The sequence below is a fragment of the Chelatococcus sp. KU-N122 genome (assembly GCF_055391085.1).
On record NZ_AP043981.1, the window covers coordinates 1155717 to 1173332 of the forward strand.

Here is a 17616-nt window from a genome sequence, read left to right on the forward strand (position 1 = left end):
CGTCTGAGCGGCTGGATGGCGAGTGTAGCGCGCCGCACGACCCTCCAACGTCATAGCCGGGCTCGACCCGGCCATCCATCAATTCTTAGACTCATCCTACGGCGACCGAGCACTTGACAGGGAAGGTCTTTGGCGAGGGATGGATGGCCGGGTCGAGCCCGGCCATGACGCTGGGAAAGAAGAGCCTCCACGGCTGCCGCGGAGGTGAGGCGGCGCCCCGCTCAGTGGATCGCCGCGTAAAGGATCTTGTCCTCGGTCGCGGTGGCGGCGTCGAACTCCGCCGCGATGCGGCCGAGGCGGGCCACCAGGATGCGGTCGGAGACGCTGAGGATCTCCGGCAGGTAGGACGAGATCACCACCACCGCCTTGCCCTCGTCGGCGAGCCGGCGGATCTCGGCGTGGATGTGGGGGATGGTGCCGACGTCGACGCCGCGGGTCGGCTCGTCGAAGATGATGATCGAGGGCTCCTGGGCCAGCGACTTGGCGACGACGACCTTCTGCTGGTTGCCGCCGGAGAGCTCGATGATCTTGGCCTTGCGCTGCAGCGCGTTGATGCGCAGCCGCTGCACCCAGTAGTTGGCGATCTCGCCGCGGCGGAGCTTCGACAGCAGGAAACGCCAGCCTTTGTCCGTCGCCATGTTGGTGATGTAGATGTTGTCGTCCACCACCATGGTCTCGAAGAAGCCGTTCAGCTTGCGGTCCTCGGTGATGTAGGCGATGCCGTCGTCGATCGCCTGCTTGGGCACCCGGTAGCGCACCGGCTTGCCGCGTAGGCGGATCATGCCGCCGTTGATCAGGTTGCGCTTCAAGGCGCCGAAGATGATCTTGGCGATCTCGGTGCGGCCCGAGCCGATCAGGCCGGCGATGCCGACCACCTCGCCGGCATAGACCGAGAAGGACATGTTCTTGACGGTCATGCCCATGGTGACGTTCTCGACCGTGAGAACCTTCTCGCGGCGCACGTGGCGCACCGGCCGCACCTTGCCGTAGAGGGTCTGGGCCACGTCACGGCCGACCATGTGCTGGATCAGAGCGGCCCGCGTCAGCTCGCGCGCCGGTGCCGTCACCACCAGCCTGCCGTCGCGCAGCACGGTGATGCGGTCGGCGATCTGCAGCGATTCCTCCAGCGCATGGGAGATGTAGATGACCGAGACACCGCGGGCCCTGAGATCCCGTACCAGGTGGAAGAAGTGGACGATCTCCTCCGGCGTCAGCGTCGCCGTCGGCTCGTCGAAGATGATGATGCGCGCCCTGTGGTAGATGGCGCGGGCGATCTCCACCATCTGCTTCTTGGCGGCGCCCAGCATCGCCACCGGGGTGGCCGGATCGACGTGGAAGTTGAGCGACTGCAAGAGCTGCTGGGCCTGGATGTTGAGCTTGCGGAACTGGGTCAGCAGCTTCTCGTTGCCGAGCTCGATGTTCTGCGCCGCCGTCATCGTCGGCACCAGGCTGGTCTCCTGGTAGACCATGCAGACGCCGGCGGCGAGCGCGTCGCGCGGCTGCTCGAAGCGCACCGGCTTGCCGTCGAGGATATACTCGCCCGAGGTGAGCGTGATGGCGCCGGCGATGGCCTTGCACAGGGTGGACTTGCCGGCCCCGTTCTCGCCCACCAGCGCGTGCACCTCGCCGGGGTAGAGGTCGAAGTCGACGCCTTCGATGGCGTGCACGCCGCCGTAGATCTTGCTGCCCTTGACGACGCGCAGCACCGGCTCTCGGGTGTCCGCGGCCGCCGCCGGCTGAGACGCTGTGGCCAGATCCGTCATTGGCTCTTCTCCCGCGCGATGACGAGCCGGCCGCTGCCCTTCGACACCACGACGATGCCGTCGGGCGTCTCGCAGGCCGCGGTGACCCCATGGACATGGCCGCCGGCGCGGCTGTGCAGGCTCTCGATCACATCGCCGTCCGCATCGATACGGGCGAGCAGGCCGTAGGAGCGCGGCGGCGCCCACGGCTTCTGGATGCCGAGCGCCTTGACCGAGCCGATCTGCATCGGCTCCAGGCAGTCGTGGCCGCCGCTCAGGGCCGGCCCGATCCAATAGGACTCGGGGATGGTCCGCATCATCTCCTGGCGGTAGTCGTCCTCGCGCAGCACGAACTCGATGAGGTGCGTGCGCACGCCGATGAAGGCGAGCAGGAAGCCGCCCTCGGCGTCGGGCTTGAGGCGGGCCGGATAGCCCGGCAGGTTGCGCATGACGATGCTCACCGGCCCGAGCCGGCCACCGTCGGCGAACGGCGCCTTGAGCACCCGGTGCGACCAGCTTTCGGTGAACCACAGGCTCTGCTTGTCGGGCGACACGGCGACGCCGCCGGGGAAGGCCAGGCCGTCGAGCAGGACGGCTGCGGCGCCGAGATCGGCCCCGCAGCCCAGCACATAGCCGCTGCTGCCCTTCTCCATGAGGTCGCGCAGCCAGCGCTCCGCCGGCTGGCGACTGCTGCCGACGGTGGCGTAGATGTGCCCGTCCGGCGCGGCGGCGACGCCGGTGAGCCCGTGCAGCGGCCGGTCGGCGACGGCCTCGAGCCAGCGCGCCTGTGCGGCGCCCTCGACGCCGGGGCGGAACGCGGCGAGCCCACGGCCGGCGACGCAGACCAGCAGCCGCCCGTCCGGATGGACGGCGAGGCCGCCGGCCGCCCCGTCGAAGGTGGCGACGACGCTGCGCTCGCCGTGGCCCGGGCCGGCGAGCCGGATGACCTCGCGGCCGGCCGAGACATAGAGCGTGCCGTCAGCGGCGCGCGCGATGTCGTCGGCGCCGGGAAGCGGCGGGCCGAGCGGCGCGCAGGCATCGAGCCGGTCGTTGGGGCTGAAGGCGCCGTCCATGGAGGGCACCGCGTCCTGCTCGGCATTGGGGAACAGGATCTGCCTGATATCGCTGAGGAAGTGGTCGAACACGCCCATCGCCCGTCACCTCCCGTCCCGGCGCCGGGCGCCCCAATAGGCTTCGTAGCCGGTCCAGGTGGGATCGGCGCCGTCGATCCTGATGCGGCCGATGCGGTTGTTCTCCAGGCCGCCCAGGTAGACGTAGCCCTTGTGCTCGCGCATCGAGGTCAGCGTGGAGTGCGAGATGCCGGTGGGGTCCCACCAGGATTCCAGCACCTCGCCGGCTTCCGTGAAGCGCAGGATGCAGCCGTGGTTGAGCCCCGGCGCCAGCCACTCGTCGGTCGGCACCTGCTTGATCATGCGGAGCCGGAAGCCGGGCTTGCGCGTGGAGAGGTCGAAGGTCGGCGTGCGGATGCCGACCAGGGCCAGCCAATAGTCGCCGTTGGAGGCGCGGTTGATGTTGTCGGGGTTGCCCGGCAGCTCGTCGATGAGCACCTCGGTCTCACCCTTCTTGGGGCCCTCCAGCCAGTGGCGGAATATCTTGCACAGCGAGGTGCTGGCGATCAGCACGGATTGGCCATCGTGGGCGACGCAGATGCCGTTGGGGAAGTAGAAGTGGTTGATCAGCGTGCGCGTCTTCTTTGTCGCCGGATCGTAGACCACCAGCCGGCCGTTCGGCCGCCCCTCGAGGATGTCCAGGGTGTTGGTGGTCATCTCGTAGCGGGTGGTGCAATCGCTGAAGTAGATCTTGCCGTCCGGACCGATGTCGAGGTCGTCGGCCATGCGCAGGCGTGAATCGTCGTTCAGCTTGTACCAGGTGCGGTTGGTCTCGTCGGTGACCTTGAAGACCTCGCCGTCCGGCCTGATGCCGTAGACGCCCATGCCGGCGACGCAGACGATGAGGTTCTCGTCCTTGTCGAACTGCATGCCGAGGGGCCGGCCGCCGATGTGGGCGAAGACCTCGCGATGCTCGAAGTTCGGGCCGGAGAAGCGGATGATGTTGCCGTCGCGGGTGCTGCCGTAGAGCCGGTCCTGCCGGTCGAGGATGACGTCCTCGGGCCCCTCGACCTGGTCGACGCCGATCGCCTCGGCGTTGATCAGCCGGTCGTTCTGGGCGAAGGGCGTGCCGCTGGCCGCGGCTACCGACGGCGCCACCGAGAGCGGCATGGCGGCCGGATTGACGTAGGTCTTCTGCACCGCCTTGCCGCGGTTCTTCGACCATTTCACGTCGACGCCGACGGCGGCGAGCAGGATCACGCCGATCACCGCCGAGGTGATGTAGCCGGGGATGCCCATGCGCACCAGGCCGTTGGTCAGCATGAAGACGATGATGGCGCCGATCATGGCGCGCCACACCGTGCCCTTGCCGCCGGCGAGCGACACGCCGCCGAGCACCACGGCGGTGAGCGCCTGGAACTCCCAGCCGACGCCGGTGGTCGAGTCCGTGCTGGCCTGGCGGGCGGCGTAGAAGATGCCGCCCGCCGCACACAGGATGCCCGACAGCACGTAGGCGGCGAACAGGATCAGCCGCACGCGGATGCCGGCATGGCGCGCCGCCTTGCGGCTGGCGCCGATGGCCGTCAGGTGCCAGCCGTAGCGCGAGCGGCTGAGGAAGAGGTGGCCGACGAGCAGCACGGCGAGCAGGGTCGCCGCATTGATCGGAATGCCGAAGACGCTGCCTTCGCCGAGAAAATCCCAGACGGCGCTGTCGGGCGAGTTGGTGGCGAAGACGGTAGCGTAAGCGCCGTTGAGCAGGTTCACGGCGGCGCGCAGGATGATCAGCGTCACCAGCGTGGTCAGGAACGGCCGCGCCTTGAGGTAGCCGATCAGGAAGCCGTTGAAGGCGCCGAGCACGCCGCCGACGGCGAGCGTGGCAGCGATCACCGCCCACGTCGGCCAGCCCAGCACCAGCAGGAAGAACAAGGCGGCGAAGTTGCCGATGGCGAAGATCGCCCCGACGCTCAGGTCGATGCCGCCGGAAATCAGGCACACCGCCATGGCCAGCGCCACGAAGCCGAACTCGGCGAACAGGCGCAGCAGCGAGACCGAGTTGGCGACGCTGGCATAGTCCGGGATGGTGGCGGCGAAGTAGAGGGCGAGCCCGATCATCACCAGGAACGGGATGACCGGCTCGAACCACTGCTTCATCATCAGCTCGGAGAGCAGCAGCCGCGGCGAGAAACGCCGCGCCGCGCCGCTCATCGAGTTCCACGTCGTCATCGACATCAGGTCATCTCCCCGCCCGCGCCGGCGTTGAGGCCCGGCTGCGGCTCGCTCGTCCCAGGCCTCGGGTCCCGATCGACCCGCGGCAACACGATGCTCCAGGCCGCTCCCGCGTCATGGCCGGGCTTGACCCGGCCATCCATCGGCTCAAGAGGCCCCAGCCCCGGCAGGGCTGGCCGAACGCCGCGTTCCATGGTGGATGGATGGCCGGGTCAAGCCCGGCCATGACGGCTGGAGGCCGGCGCCCCGCCTCAGGTCTTCGGCAGGGCGAAGCACATGGCGCCGTTGGCGTTCGATTTATCGAGCCAGACCGGGCGCGTGTAGTATTCGATGTTGCGGGTGCCCGGCTTCTCGCCCATTTGCAGCAAGGTCACCGCGGCCATGGCCAGGTCGTGGCCCTGCTCGGTCGCCTTGTAACTGAGGAACTTGTAGAAGCTGCCCTGCTGGAGCTGGTCGCAATCGAGCTGCGAGCCCTCGCCGGAGGCGTAGACCTTGACCTGGTCGATCTTGCCGGCGTTGCGGATGGCCTGGGCCGCGCCCGATTCCATGATGCCCCAGAAGCCGACGCTGGCGCACAGGTCGGGATGCTGCTGGATCACCGTGGAGGTGATGTTGAGCGCCGTGTTGGCGTCCCAGTTGGCCGCCTGGTTCGACACCACCTTGATGGCCGGATCCTTGTTGAACACCTCCATGATGCCGGCGATCTGGTCGACGCTGGCGGCCGCCGTGAGCTCGCCCTGGACGATCTGCACCTTGCCCGACTTGCCGGTGCCGGTGCCGCACTGCTTGACCACGTCCTCGGCCAGCATGCGGCCGATCTCGACCCAGTCGACGCCGACGAAGGCGGACGACTTGTAGTTCGACGACATGTTCACCTGGATGACGTAGGTGCCCTGGCTCTCGGCCCGCTTCAGCTCCTTCTGGAGCAGCGTGACGCTGGGATTCTGCACCACCAGCACGTCGGGCTTGTCGTTGACCAGCGCCGTCAGCGCCTGCTGCATGGCGGACGGATTGTTGTTGGGATCGCGCACGATGAACTTCATGCCGCGCCACTCCGCCTCGTCGCGCAGCACGCGGTTCCATTCGTCCTGCAAGGGCACGTTGAGGGCGATGGGCAGGTAGGCGATGGTCTTGCCCTTGACCGCCTTGTCGTATTGCTCGCGCAGCTCGCGCGCCGTCTTGGTGCCGCCCTCCTGGGCCTGCACGGCGACGCCGCCCACGGCCACGGCACCGGCCAGCATGGCCAGCGTCGCCTTCAGCAGTCGTCTCGACATGATGAGCTCCTCCCGTCGTTATTCTTCAGTTCGCTTGCAACGCTCACAGTATTGAGGAGAACAAAGCCCGCCCCGCGCCGCCTATCGGCACTCGCAATGGATGGGGTCGATGCTCCGGCCGCGCACCGTGCCCCGCTTGCGGGGAGACGAGCGCCCGGCAGCTCCGTCGACGCCAAAGCTTCGGAAACACTGGGCAACAACCACTAATCGCCCTGCCGCGCGGTTTCCTCGTCGCGCGGGTGCAGCCAGTTGTCGAGGATGATGGCTGCGAGCAGCACGACGCCCTTGATGATGTTCTGGACCTCGCTGTTGACGTCCATGATGGTGAAGGCGTTGAGCAGAGTGCCGATGAGCGCGCAGCCGACGATGACGCTGAAGACGCCGCCGCGGCCGCCCACCAGGCTGACGCCGCCGAGCACCACGACGAGGATGACGTCGAAGATCATCGTGCCCTGCGTCACCGCCATCTGGATGCTGCCGGTGGTGCCGATCCACACCAGCCCCGCCACCCAGGCACAGAAGGCGACGAGCATGTGCTCCAGGATCGTCAGCGGGCGCAGCGCGATGCCGGCGTAGCGCGCCGCTTCCGGGTTGTCGCCCTGGGCGTAGATGAAGCGGCCGATCGACGTGCGCGACAGGAACAGATGCATGACCAGCGCCATGGCGGCGAAGACGAAGATCGGCAGCGGCACGCCGAAGACGCGGGCGGCGCCCAGGAACATGAGCCAGGGCGAATCCTTGGGCGCATAGACCACCCAGGCCGGCGCGAACCAGAAGGCGAGGCCGTAGATGACGAAGCCCGCCGCCAGCGTGACGAACAGGGCCGGCGCCTCGACGAAGGCGACCATGAAGCCGTTGATGGCGCCGATGGCCAGTGCGATGGCGAGCGCCAGCAGCACGGCCCAGAACACCGGCATGCCCTGCTGCATCTGGATCAGGCCGACGGCCCAGGCGCCGGCCATGATGGCCACCTCGGAGAGGTCGATGCCGCGGCTGATGACGATGAGCGCCATGCCCAGCGCCAGGATGCCGAGGATCGAGATACTTCGCAGCAGCGTGAGGAAGTTGTCGACGGTGGCGAAGCCCTTGAGCAGCAGGCCGAAGGCCAGGAAGAGCAGCACCGTGATGAAGAGCACCACGTGTTCTTGTGTCAATCCGTGAAGCTGAGCCCCGACGATTGAGGTCCGACTCCGCGCGTCCGTCGCGTTCGCCGTCATGCGCGTCCATCCCTAGTCAGCGGCGTTTTGTCCCGCTTGTTGCGGACGCTAGCGGCGCGTGGCGCGCCCTGTCAACGCGACGCTGCCGGGGCCGCGTGCGCGAGGTGAGCGCCAAGCGCCTCGCGGCCGGCGTGTCGGGTCGGGGCGGCGCAATCCAACATATTGTATAAGATATAAAATTTGACGCGGACGCGTCGTGCAAGGACAGAGCGGGCCGTCAAGCCGCGGCAGGCGCGAGAATTCGCCGCATGTGCCTGTCCGCCGTCCTCGCACCGTTTCAGGTCGTCCGACGATCGATTCGCGTCGGCAAGCGTTGACAGGGGGCGCCGACACATCTGTTATAAACTATCAAAAGTGGCCCGAACCGCCCCGAGAGCGGTGAGGCCGACAGGGGCGGGGAAACGAGGACGGCCGCGCAAGCGGCCGCAACAGGGAGGGCGGAACATGCCTGCAGCGCGCATGGGATGGCTGGACAGCGCGCCGCCGGGTGTCGCGGAGGCGCGGGACGACACGCGCATCACCGCGACCTCGCGGACGACGGCTCGGTACGGCGCAGGCCGCGATGGCCGGCCCGCACCGGCCTCGACACGCCCTGCCCCGCCGCGGGCCCGCCCGTGAACGACCGGCCATCCACCTCCTCCTTCGGGCACGTCGCGCAGGCGCCGCTGCTCGACGTGCGCGGCCTGTCGCTGGCCTTCGCCACCGCCGACGGCGACCTGCCGGTGACCCGCGACGTCACCTTCTCGGTGCAGCCGGGCGAGCGCGTCGGCATCGTCGGCGAGAGCGGCTGCGGCAAGACGGTGACGGGGCTCGCCATCCTGCGCCTGCTGCCGCAGCAGAGCACGCGCCTCACCGGCGAGATCCGCTTCGAGGGCCAGGACCTGGCCCAGCTGCCGCCGCGACGCATGCGGGCGGTGCGCGGGCGCGACATCGCCATGATCTTCCAGGAGCCGATGAGCGCGCTCGATCCGGTGTTCACCGTCGGCGAGCAGATCAGCGAGGCCTACCGCACCCACGTCCGCGCCAGCCGCCACGAGGCGCGCGAGCGCGCCATCGCGGCGCTGGCCGACGTCGGCATCCCGGCGCCGGCGCGGCGCTACGACGAATATCCGCACCAGCTCTCCGGCGGCATGCGCCAGCGGGTGATGATCGCCATGGCGCTGATCTGCGAGCCCAAGCTGCTGATCGCCGACGAGCCGACGACGGCACTCGACGTCACCATCCAGGCACAGATCATCGACCTGCTGCGCGCGCTGAGCGAGCGGACCGGCACGGCGCTGATCTTCATCACCCACGACCTCGGCGTGGTGGCCGAGATCTGCACCCGGCTGATCACCATGTACGCCGGCGAGGTGGTGGAGGACGCCCCCGTCGACCCGGCGCTGGTGCGGCCGCGCCATCCCTACACGTCGGGGCTGCTGCGCTCGCTGCCGGGCCTCGCCCAGCGGCGCGCCCACCTGCCGTCGATTCCCGGACGCGTGCCCTCGCCGCTCGCCATGCCCGCCGGCTGCCGCTTCCGCAGCCGCTGCCCGCAGGCCCTCGACGGCTGCGAGCAGCCCCAGCCGCTCCTGCCCGTGGCGCCCGAGCGCCTCGCCCGCTGCTGGCGGGCGCCGGATCTCACCTTGCCGGGAGCCGTGAGCTGATGGGCGATACCATGACCTCGGAACGGCCCCGGACCGCCGCCGGCGGCCAGCCCCGCCCGGTCGTGACGGCCGAAGGGCTGACCATCCATTTCCCGACGCGCGACAGTGGCGAGACGGTCAAGGCGGTCGACGGCGTCGACTTCGAGGTGCGCGCCGGCGAAACCTTCGGCGTCATCGGCGAATCCGGCTCGGGCAAGACCACGCTCGGCCGGGCGTTGGTGTCCTTGATTGCCCCGACCAAGGGCCGCATCCTGCACGACGGCGTCGATCCGGCAACGCTCGGCAAGGACGCCTTCCGCCAGCATCGCCGCGACTACCAGATCGTCTTCCAGGATCCCAACGCGGCGCTCGACCCGCGCATGACCATCCTGCGCAGCATCATGGAGCCGCTCGAGATCGCCGGCGAGGCGCCCGCCGTCCGCCGCGCGCGCGCGGTGGAGGCGCTGACCCGCGTCGGCCTCGCCCCGGAGACGGCCAAGCGCTATCCGCATCAGCTCTCGGGCGGCCAGAAGCAGCGCGTCAACATTGCCCGCGTGCTGACGCTCAGGCCGAAGCTGATCGTCTGCGACGAGGTGGTGGCGGCCCTCGACGTCTCCATCCGCGGCGACATCCTCAACCTGTTCGCCGACCTCCAGCGCGAGTTCGGCCTCACCTACGTCTTCATCACCCACGACATCTCGGTCGTCTCCCACATCTCCGATCGGATCGCCGTCACCTATCTCGGCAAATTCGTGGAGCTGGGGCCGGCCGAAGGGGTGATCGAGCAGCCGCTGCATCCCTACACGCGCGCGCTGCTGTCGGCCGAGCCGGTGCCGCTGCCTTCGACCATGCGCACCGAGCGGCGGATCATCCTGGAGGGCGAGATCCCGAGCCCGATCTCGCCGCCGTCCGGCTGCCGCTTCCGTACGCGCTGCCCGTCGGTACAGCCGCGCTGCGCCGACGAGGAGCCGGCCTGGCGCGAGCTCAAGCCGGACCACTGGGTCGCCTGCCACTTCGCCACGGCCGCCGGGCCGCCGCCGCCCAACCCACGCCGGCCGGACGAAGGCACACAACGACAACAAGCCGACTAAGTCGATCAGGGAGGAACCACATGGCTGAGGCTGCCGACCGGCCGTGGGCGCTGGCGCGCCGCGAGTTGCTGGCGTTCATGGGAGCCGCCGCCGCCAGCGGCGCGCTCTCGAGAGCGGCCTGGGCGCAAGGGCCGGCCAAGGGCGGCGTGCTCAAGGTGGCGGGCGCCGCCAACCCGTCGTCGCTCGATCCGGCGACCGGCGGCAGCGGCCTCGACCACACCTTCCTGTGGCCGATCTACGACACCTTGGTGGAGTGGGAGTACGATACGCTCAAGCCCAAGCCTGGCCTCGCCAAGTGGAGCTATCCCGAGCCGCGCACCATGGTGCTCGACCTCAACCCGGGCATCACCTTCCACGACGGCACGCCGCTCGACGCCGAGGCGGTGAAATTCAACCTCGATCGCAACCGCACCGACCAGCGCTCCAATATCAAGGCGGATCTCACCAGCATCGACACGGTCGAAATCACCGGCCCGCTGCAGGTGACGCTGAAGCTCAAGAACCCGGATTTCGCCCTGCCGGCGATCCTCTCCGACCGCGCCGGCATGATGGTCTCGCCCACCAACATCAAGGCGCTCTCCGGCACCGCCAGCGACCGCAAGCCGGTCGGCGCCGGGGCCTGGAAATTCGTCAGCTGGGCCGACAACGAGCGCGTCGTGCTCGCCCGCAACGACAGCTACTGGCGCCCCGGCCGGCCCTACCTCGACGGCATCGAATTCGCCATCATCCCCGAGCTTGCCACGGGCCTGCGCTCGGTCGTCGGCGGCCAGAACGATATGGCCTACAGCCTGCCGGCCCGGCTGAAACCGGTGATCGACCGGGCCAAGGGCCTGCAGGTCGTCACCGGGCCGACGCTGTACTGCATCCAAGTGTATTTCAACTATGCCCGCGCCCCGCTCGACAACGTCAAGGTGCGGCAGGCCTTCAACTACGCGCTCGACCGCGAGGTGTTCGTCAAGGCCGCCCTCTCCGGGCTCGGCGAGGTGGCGCACATGACCTTGCCGAAGTCCCACTGGGCCTTCGACAAGTCGCTGGTCGGCCTCTACCCCCACGACCCCGACAAGGCCCGCAAGCTCTTGGCCGAGGCGGGCTACAAGGACGGGGTCGAGATCACCTACGGCGGCTACAACGACCAGGATTCCGTGCTGCGCAGCGAGATCCTGCAGGAGCAGCTCGGCAAGGTCGGCATTCGCCTCAAGTCGACCCGCGGCACCATCCCCGAAATCAGCGCCCAGTTCTTCGGCAGCGAGAAGAAGTTCGATGTTCTGCTCGCCGCCTGGACGGGCCGCCCCGACCCGAGCATGACCTACGCCCTCGGCTTCGACAAAGGTGCTTATTACAACGCCGGCCGCGAGGCAGCCCCCGCCCTGGTCGACCTGATCCGCCAGAGCCGCGAGAGCGAGGATCTCGCCGCTCGTGCCGCCGTGTTCGCCAAGATCCAGCGCTTCGTCATGGAGAATGCGCTCTCGGCGCCGCTGGCCTTCCAATACGAGCTCGATGCGCTCGCCGCCAGGGTCAAGGGCTACACGCCCGACCTGCTCGGCAAGCCCAAGTTCGCAGACGTCAGCCTGGGTTGATCGCGTGAGGAGAGACGAGATGGCAAACGCTATCGAGGGCATGGGTGCGCTGCATCGGCGGCAGCTGCTGGCCCTGTTCGGCGGCGCCGCAGCCGCGGGCCTGGCGCCGATGCCGGCTCTTGCAGAGACCGGACGGAAAGGCGGCGTGCTGAGGCTCGCCGCGGCCGCCAACCCCTCGACGCTCGATCCGGCGACCGGCGGCAGCGGCTTCGATCACTCCTACCTATGGCCGATCTACGACACGCTGACGGAGTGGGAGTACGACACGCTCAAGCCCAAGCCGGGCCTCGCCAAGTGGAGCTATCCCGAGCCGCGCACCATGGTGCTCGACCTCAACCCGGGCATCACCTTCCACGACGGCACGCCGCTCGACGCCGACGCGGTGAAGTTCAACCTCGACCGCAGCCGCACCGACCAGCGCTCCAACGTCAAGGCCGACCTCACAAGCATCGACACGGTCGAGGTGACGGGCCCGCTCCAGGTGACGCTGAAGCTTAAGAACCCGGATTTCGCCCTGCCGGCGATCCTCACCGACCGCGCCGGCATGATGGTCTCACCCACCAACATCAAGGCGCTCTCCGGCAATGCCAGCGACCGCAAGCCGGTCGGCGCCGGCGCCTGGAAGTTCGTCAGCTGGGCCGACAACGAGCGTGTGGTGCTGACCCGCAACGAGAGCTACTGGCGCCCCGGCCGACCCTACCTCGACGGCATCGAGTACGCCATCATCACCGAGCTCGCGACGGGACTGCGCTCGGTCATCGCCGGGCAGAACGACATGGTCTACGCCCTGCCGCCGCGGCTGAAACCGGTCATCGACCGCGCCAAGGGCTTGCAGGTCGTGACCGCGCCGACGCTCTACTGCATCCAGTTCTACTTCAACTCGGCGCGCCCGCCCCTGGATAACCTCAAGGTGCGGCAGGCCTTCAACTATGCCCTCGACCGCGAGGTGTTCGTGAAGGCCGCCCTCTCGGGCCTCGGCGAGGTGGCGCACATGACGCTGCCACAGTCCCACTGGGCCTTCGACAAGTCGCTGGTCGGCCTCTACCCGCACGACCCCGACCGGGCCCGCAAGCTGCTCGCCGAGGCCGGCCACGCAGACGGCCTCGACATCACCTGCGGCTGCTATACCGACCAGGATTGGGTGCAGCGCGCCGAGATCGTGCAGGATCAGCTCGGCAAGGTCGGCATCCGCCTCAAGGTCACGCGCGGCACCGTGGCCGAGATCAGCGCGCAGGCCCTCGGCAGCGAGAAGAAGTTCGACACGCTGCTGTCGGCCTGGACCGGCCGGCCCGACCCGAGCATGACCTATGCGCTGGGCTTCGACAAAGGCGCCTACTACAACCCCGGCCGCGAGGCCGACCCGCTGCTGGTGGACCTGATCCGCCAGAGTCGCGAGAGCGAGGACATCGCGGTGCGCGCCGCCGTCTTCGCCAAGATCCAGCGCTTCGTCATGGAGAACGCGCTCTCGGCGCCGCTCGCCTTCCAGTACGAGCTCGATGCGCTCGCCGCCAAGGTCAAGGGCTACACGCCCGACCTGCTCGGCAAGCCCAAGTTCGAGAACGTGAGCCTCGGCTGATCCCCATGCTGTCCGCCACCAAGCGCCGCATCATCGGCCGCCGCGTGCTGCAGACGATCCCCGTGATCGTGCTGTCGACGTTCATCGTCTTCGGGCTGCTGAAGCTCGTGCCCGGCGACATCGCCGTGACGCTCGCCGGCGAGAACGCCACCGACCAGCGCATCGCCGAGATCCGCCAGATGTACGGGCTCGATCAGCCCTTCCTGGTTCAGTACGGCGAATGGCTATGGCGGGCGGCGCAGGGCGACCTCTCCAAGTCGCTGCTGTCGGGCGAGGCGGTGCTCACCTCGATCGCGCGCTGCTTCCCCAACACGCTGCTGATCGTGGTGATGGGGCTCACCATCGCCCTCGTGGTCGGCATCCCGCTCGGCATCGCCGCCGCCAGCCGGCCGGGCTCCTGGCTCGACGGGCTGGTCATGTCGATCGCCTCGCTCGGTGTGGCCGTGCCGAACTTCTGGCTCGCCATGCTGCTGGTGGCGCTGTTTGCGCTCGGCCTCAACTGGCTGCCGGCGACCGGCTCGGTGCCCTTCGGCGAGGACCCGTGGGGAGCGCTGCGCCATGCCCTGCTGCCGGCGATCGCGCTCGCCTCCGGCGGCGTCGCCGAGGTCTCGCGGCAGCTGCGCTCGTCCTTGGTGGAGATCCTCTCCTCCCAGCAGGTGCGGACACTGCACGCCAAGGGCCTGAGCCCGGCCAACATCCTGTGGCGGCACGGGCTCAAGAACGTCAGCGTCAACCTGCTCACCGTCATCAGCCTGCTCGCCAACCGCATGCTGGCGGCGACCGTGGTGGTGGAGGCCGTGTTCGCCATCCCCGGCATGGGCGGGCTGATCGTCAACGCCGCCATCCACCGCGACTTCCCGGTGGTGCAGGGCGTGGTGTTCGCCATGGTGCTCGTCGTCGTGCTGATCAACCTCACCACGGACGTGCTCTACAGCGTCCTCGATCCGCGGATCTCCTGACATGAGCACTGTTGCTCTCACCCTGGTGGAGCCCGGCCCCCTGCAGCGGTTCGGCTCCTGGCTGCGCAGCGACATTCGCGGCGCGGTCAGCCTCGGCTTCCTGCTGCTGCTCGTGGTGGTCTCCGTGCTGGCGCCGGTGATCGCGCCCTACTCGCCCACCGAGCAGGACTACAACGCAGCCCTGGCGCCCATGTCCGCCGCCCATTGGCTGGGCGCCGACGACCTCGGCCGCGACACCTTGAGCCGGCTGATCTACGGCGCGCCGGCGACCCTCTACGCCTGCTCGCTCGCCGTCGGCATCGCCCTGCTGCTCGGCGTGCCGGTCGGGCTGATCGCCGGCTACTTCGGCGGCTGGGTCGACGACGTGATCAGCCGCATCATCGACACCCTGCTCTCCTTCCCGGCCATCGTGCTCGCCATCGCCGTGACCGGGGCGCTCGGCATCGGCCTCACCAACGGCATGATCTCGGTCGGCATCGTCTTCTCGCCGCAGCTCGCCCGTCTGGTGCGGGCGCGGACCCTGGTGGTGCGCGGCGAGCTCTACGTGGACGCCGCCCGCTGCTTCGGCGCGCCGACCTCGCGCATCCTCACCCGCCACATCCTGCCCAACACCATCCAGCCGGTGATCGTTCAGGTGACGCTGTTGCTCGCCGGCGCGCTGCTGGCCGAAGCCTCGCTGAGCTTCCTCGGCCTCGGCATCCAGCCGCCCAACCCCAGCTGGGGCGCCATGCTGGCGCGCGCCTACCAGAACATGGAGATCGCGCCCGAGCAGATGTACCCGCCGGGCCTGGCCATCCTGCTCACGGCGCTCGCCTTCAACACGCTGGGCGAATCCCTGCGCGTCGCCCTCGACCCGACGGCCAAGCGCCGCTGAGCACGTCAAGCGCCAACAACGCCACCGCGACGGAGGATACCGCCATGAGCCCGGAGGACGTCTTCGCCCAGATGGTCGCCGAGGGCGACATCGTCCTCGACAAGCTCGATGAATGCGCCCGCACGGTGCCGGACAAGGTGTTCCTGCACTACGGCGAGGACGGCATCCGCCTCACCTTCGCCGAGTTCAAGCGCCGCACCGACCGCCTGGCGGCGGGGCTTGCGGCGATCGGCGTGGCGCCGGGCGTGCCGGTGAGCGTGCTCACCCGCAACTCGCTGATGAGCGCCATCGCCATGGTCGCCATCTGGCGCGCCGGCGCCATCTTCGCGCCGATCAACTTCAACTTCCGCGGCATGCTGCTGTCGTACCAGCTGAACGACACCAGGCCGTTCGCGCTGATCACCGACCCCACGTTCGCCGAGGTGCTGGAAGAGGTCATCGGCGAGGTGCCGCTGGAGCGGCTGATCGTGCATATGCCGGCGCCGGGCGACCACGACCACACCGAGGCCAGCTTCGGCCCGGCCTTCGGGCGCCTCGCCGTGCACGACCTCGCAGCGCTCGCGGCGACCGATGCAGCGCCACCGGCGATCGCCCGCAGCCCGTTCGAGCCGGCCAACATCGTCTACACGTCGGGCACGACAGGCCCGTCGAAGGGCGTGCTGCAGCCGTTCCGCTGGATCAACCACTACACCTTCCCGTTCCGGCAGATGACCTCGGCCGACGACGTCATCTACTGCGACCTGCCCATGTACCACGTGGGCGGCGCCTTCTTCCTGGTGGCGCGGGCGCTGTGGCAGGGCAACACCGTCGGGCTCTGGGACAAGTTCAGCCCGACGAAGTTCTGGGACCGCATCGCCGAATGCGGCGCCACCAACTGCGTGCTGCTCGACGTCATGGTGCCCTGGCTGATGAGCGCCGAGCCCAGGCCCGACGATCGCGCCAACACCCTGAACAAGGTGCACATGCAGCCGCTGCCGCCCAACCACCACGAGGTGGCGCGGCGCTTCGGCCTCGACTTCGTGAGCTCCGGTTTCGGCCAGACCGAATCGGGCGCCGGCTTCGCCGGCGTCATCGACCAGTTCGGGACCGCGGAAGGCACCCCCGCGGCGCTCTGGCGCGGCCTGTCGAAGGAGGCCTTCCTCGAGAGCTGCCGTGCCAGCGGCCGCCTCGTCGTCGACGGCGGCGGCCCGGTGCCGAAGGGCTTCATGGGCACGCCCAACCCGCTCTTCGAGGCGGCCGTCCTCGACGAGGACGACAACCGGCTGCCGCCGGGCCGTGTGGGCCAGCTCGCCTTCCGGCCGCGCTTCCCGGGGCTCCTGCTCCTCGAGTACTTCGGCAAGCCGGAGGCGACGCTCAAAGTGCTACGCACCTGCTGGTTCCACACCGGCGATGCCGTCCAGGCGCTCGACGACGGCTCCGGCGTCTACTGCTTCGTCGACCGCATGGGCGGCTTTTTCCGCGTGCGCGGCGAGAACGTGTCGTCCTACGAGGTGGAGGCGCTGGTGGCGAGCCACCCCAAGGTGCGCGCCGCCGCCGCCATCCCGATCCCGGCCCGCGTCGGCAGCGAGGAGGACATCGCCCTCTTCGTCGAGCTGGCCGAGGGCGAGGCGCTGAGCGAGGACGAACTGCGCGACCACACCCGCCGCGTCATGCCCAAATATATGCAGCCCGCGCACGTGCGCTTCGTCGCGGCGCTGCCGGTGACGCCGACCAACAAGATCGAGAAGTACAAGCTCAAGCGCCAGATCGTGGACGAGCTGGGGCTGTAGGCTCATATCGCGAAGGTCGGGATGTGCTATTCGCTCGCCTGATGTCCATCGAGCGCCTGCCATGAAGCAGGGCGGCTCATGGATCACAGCGTAACGAGACGCCACGCAGGATGGATATGAGCGGCCAGAACGACGACTACGTCTATGATGAGGCAACCGGCGAGTGGCGGCCCGCCTCCGAAATCGCTGCGGATAAAGCCAGGGCCGCTGAGGTTCGCGACGCATCCGGCAACGTTCTCGCAGACGGCGACTCGGTGGTCCTGATCAAGGACCTCAAGGTCAAGGGCGCCGGCCAGACGCTGAAGCAGGGAACGGTCATCAGGTCGATCCGGCTCACCGACAACCCGGACGAAATCGATTGCCGCCACGATGCGATCAAAGGCCTCGTCTTGCGCACTGAGTTCGTGCGCAAGCGCTGATCAAGCGTCGGGCCTGACCCTGGACCGCCTGCCGGGCTGAAGCTGCAGCGCCGAGTCCGCAATTGGGCGATCCCTGCACCTTCCTTCGGAGGACGGCCGAGGCGGTGGCTTGGCCGTTTTGGACCGTTGTGGCGACCGCTGCCGGGCCGGTATTGCTGCAACCACGCCGTGTCGGCCGCAGCCCTGCTCCGCCGGCAGGC

At 68.8% G+C, this 17616-nt stretch carries 13 protein-coding genes; 8 read left to right on the plus strand and 5 right to left on the minus strand.

From position 1 onward, the window contains the following. Positions 1-221 precede the first annotated feature (221 nt). From ACZ5PO_RS05155 to ACZ5PO_RS05175, 5 genes are all read right to left on the minus strand, one after another. A complete protein-coding gene (locus ACZ5PO_RS05155; RefSeq protein ID WP_464190949.1) occupies positions 222-1763 on the minus strand; it encodes a sugar ABC transporter ATP-binding protein in 1542 nt (513 codons plus the stop codon). After that, positions 1760-2893: an SMP-30/gluconolactonase/LRE family protein gene (locus ACZ5PO_RS05160; protein ID WP_464190951.1), complete on the minus strand. Its 1134-nt coding sequence runs from the start codon at positions 2891-2893 to the stop codon at positions 1760-1762. Before ACZ5PO_RS05160 ends, ACZ5PO_RS05155 begins: the two co-directional genes overlap by 4 nt. Positions 2894-2899: 6 nt before the next feature. After that, the gene (locus ACZ5PO_RS05165; protein WP_464190953.1) at positions 2900-5041 is read right to left on the minus strand and encodes an ABC transporter permease; all 2142 of its coding nucleotides are present in this window, start codon (positions 5039-5041) and stop codon (positions 2900-2902) included. A gap of 248 nt (positions 5042-5289) precedes the next feature. Continuing rightward, positions 5290-6312, minus strand: coding sequence for a sugar ABC transporter substrate-binding protein (locus ACZ5PO_RS05170; protein WP_464190955.1), 1023 nt, complete (start codon positions 6310-6312; stop codon positions 5290-5292). A gap of 203 nt (positions 6313-6515) precedes the next feature. Beyond that, positions 6516-7451, minus strand: coding sequence for an ABC transporter permease (locus tag ACZ5PO_RS05175; protein WP_464190958.1), 936 nt, complete (start codon positions 7449-7451; stop codon positions 6516-6518). Positions 7452-8143: 692 nt separating this feature from the next. Between ACZ5PO_RS05175 and ACZ5PO_RS05180 the strand changes: the two genes are divergently transcribed. From ACZ5PO_RS05180 to ACZ5PO_RS05215, 8 genes are all read left to right on the plus strand, one after another. Further along, on the plus strand, positions 8144-9172 hold the full coding sequence (locus ACZ5PO_RS05180) for an ABC transporter ATP-binding protein (protein ID WP_464190960.1): 1029 nt from the start codon (positions 8144-8146) through the stop codon (positions 9170-9172). After that, a complete protein-coding gene (locus ACZ5PO_RS05185; RefSeq protein WP_464190962.1) occupies positions 9172-10242 on the plus strand; it encodes an ABC transporter ATP-binding protein in 1071 nt (356 codons plus the stop codon). Before ACZ5PO_RS05180 ends, ACZ5PO_RS05185 begins: the two co-directional genes overlap by 1 nt. 20 nt (positions 10243-10262) lie before the next feature. Continuing rightward, positions 10263-11819 (plus strand): ABC transporter substrate-binding protein, encoded by a 1557-nt coding sequence (locus ACZ5PO_RS05190; RefSeq protein WP_464190964.1) that lies wholly within the window; start codon positions 10263-10265, stop codon positions 11817-11819. Between the two features lie 19 nt (positions 11820-11838). Beyond that, on the plus strand, positions 11839-13395 hold the full coding sequence (locus ACZ5PO_RS05195; RefSeq protein WP_464190966.1) for an ABC transporter substrate-binding protein: 1557 nt from the start codon (positions 11839-11841) through the stop codon (positions 13393-13395). Between the two features lie 5 nt (positions 13396-13400). Continuing rightward, positions 13401-14354, plus strand: a complete 954-nt coding sequence (locus tag ACZ5PO_RS05200; RefSeq protein ID WP_464190968.1) for an ABC transporter permease — start codon at positions 13401-13403, stop codon at positions 14352-14354. A gap of 1 nt (position 14355) precedes the next feature. Further along, positions 14356-15228 (plus strand): ABC transporter permease, encoded by an 873-nt coding sequence (locus ACZ5PO_RS05205; protein WP_464190970.1) that lies wholly within the window; start codon positions 14356-14358, stop codon positions 15226-15228. Between the two features lie 44 nt (positions 15229-15272). After that, complete coding sequence (locus tag ACZ5PO_RS05210) at positions 15273-16997, plus strand: AMP-binding protein (RefSeq protein WP_464190972.1); 1725 nt, start codon at positions 15273-15275, stop codon at positions 16995-16997. A gap of 116 nt (positions 16998-17113) precedes the next feature. After that, on the plus strand, positions 17114-17416 hold the full coding sequence (locus tag ACZ5PO_RS05215; protein WP_464190974.1) for an alkylphosphonate utilization protein: 303 nt from the start codon (positions 17114-17116) through the stop codon (positions 17414-17416). Positions 17417-17616 lie beyond the last annotated feature (200 nt).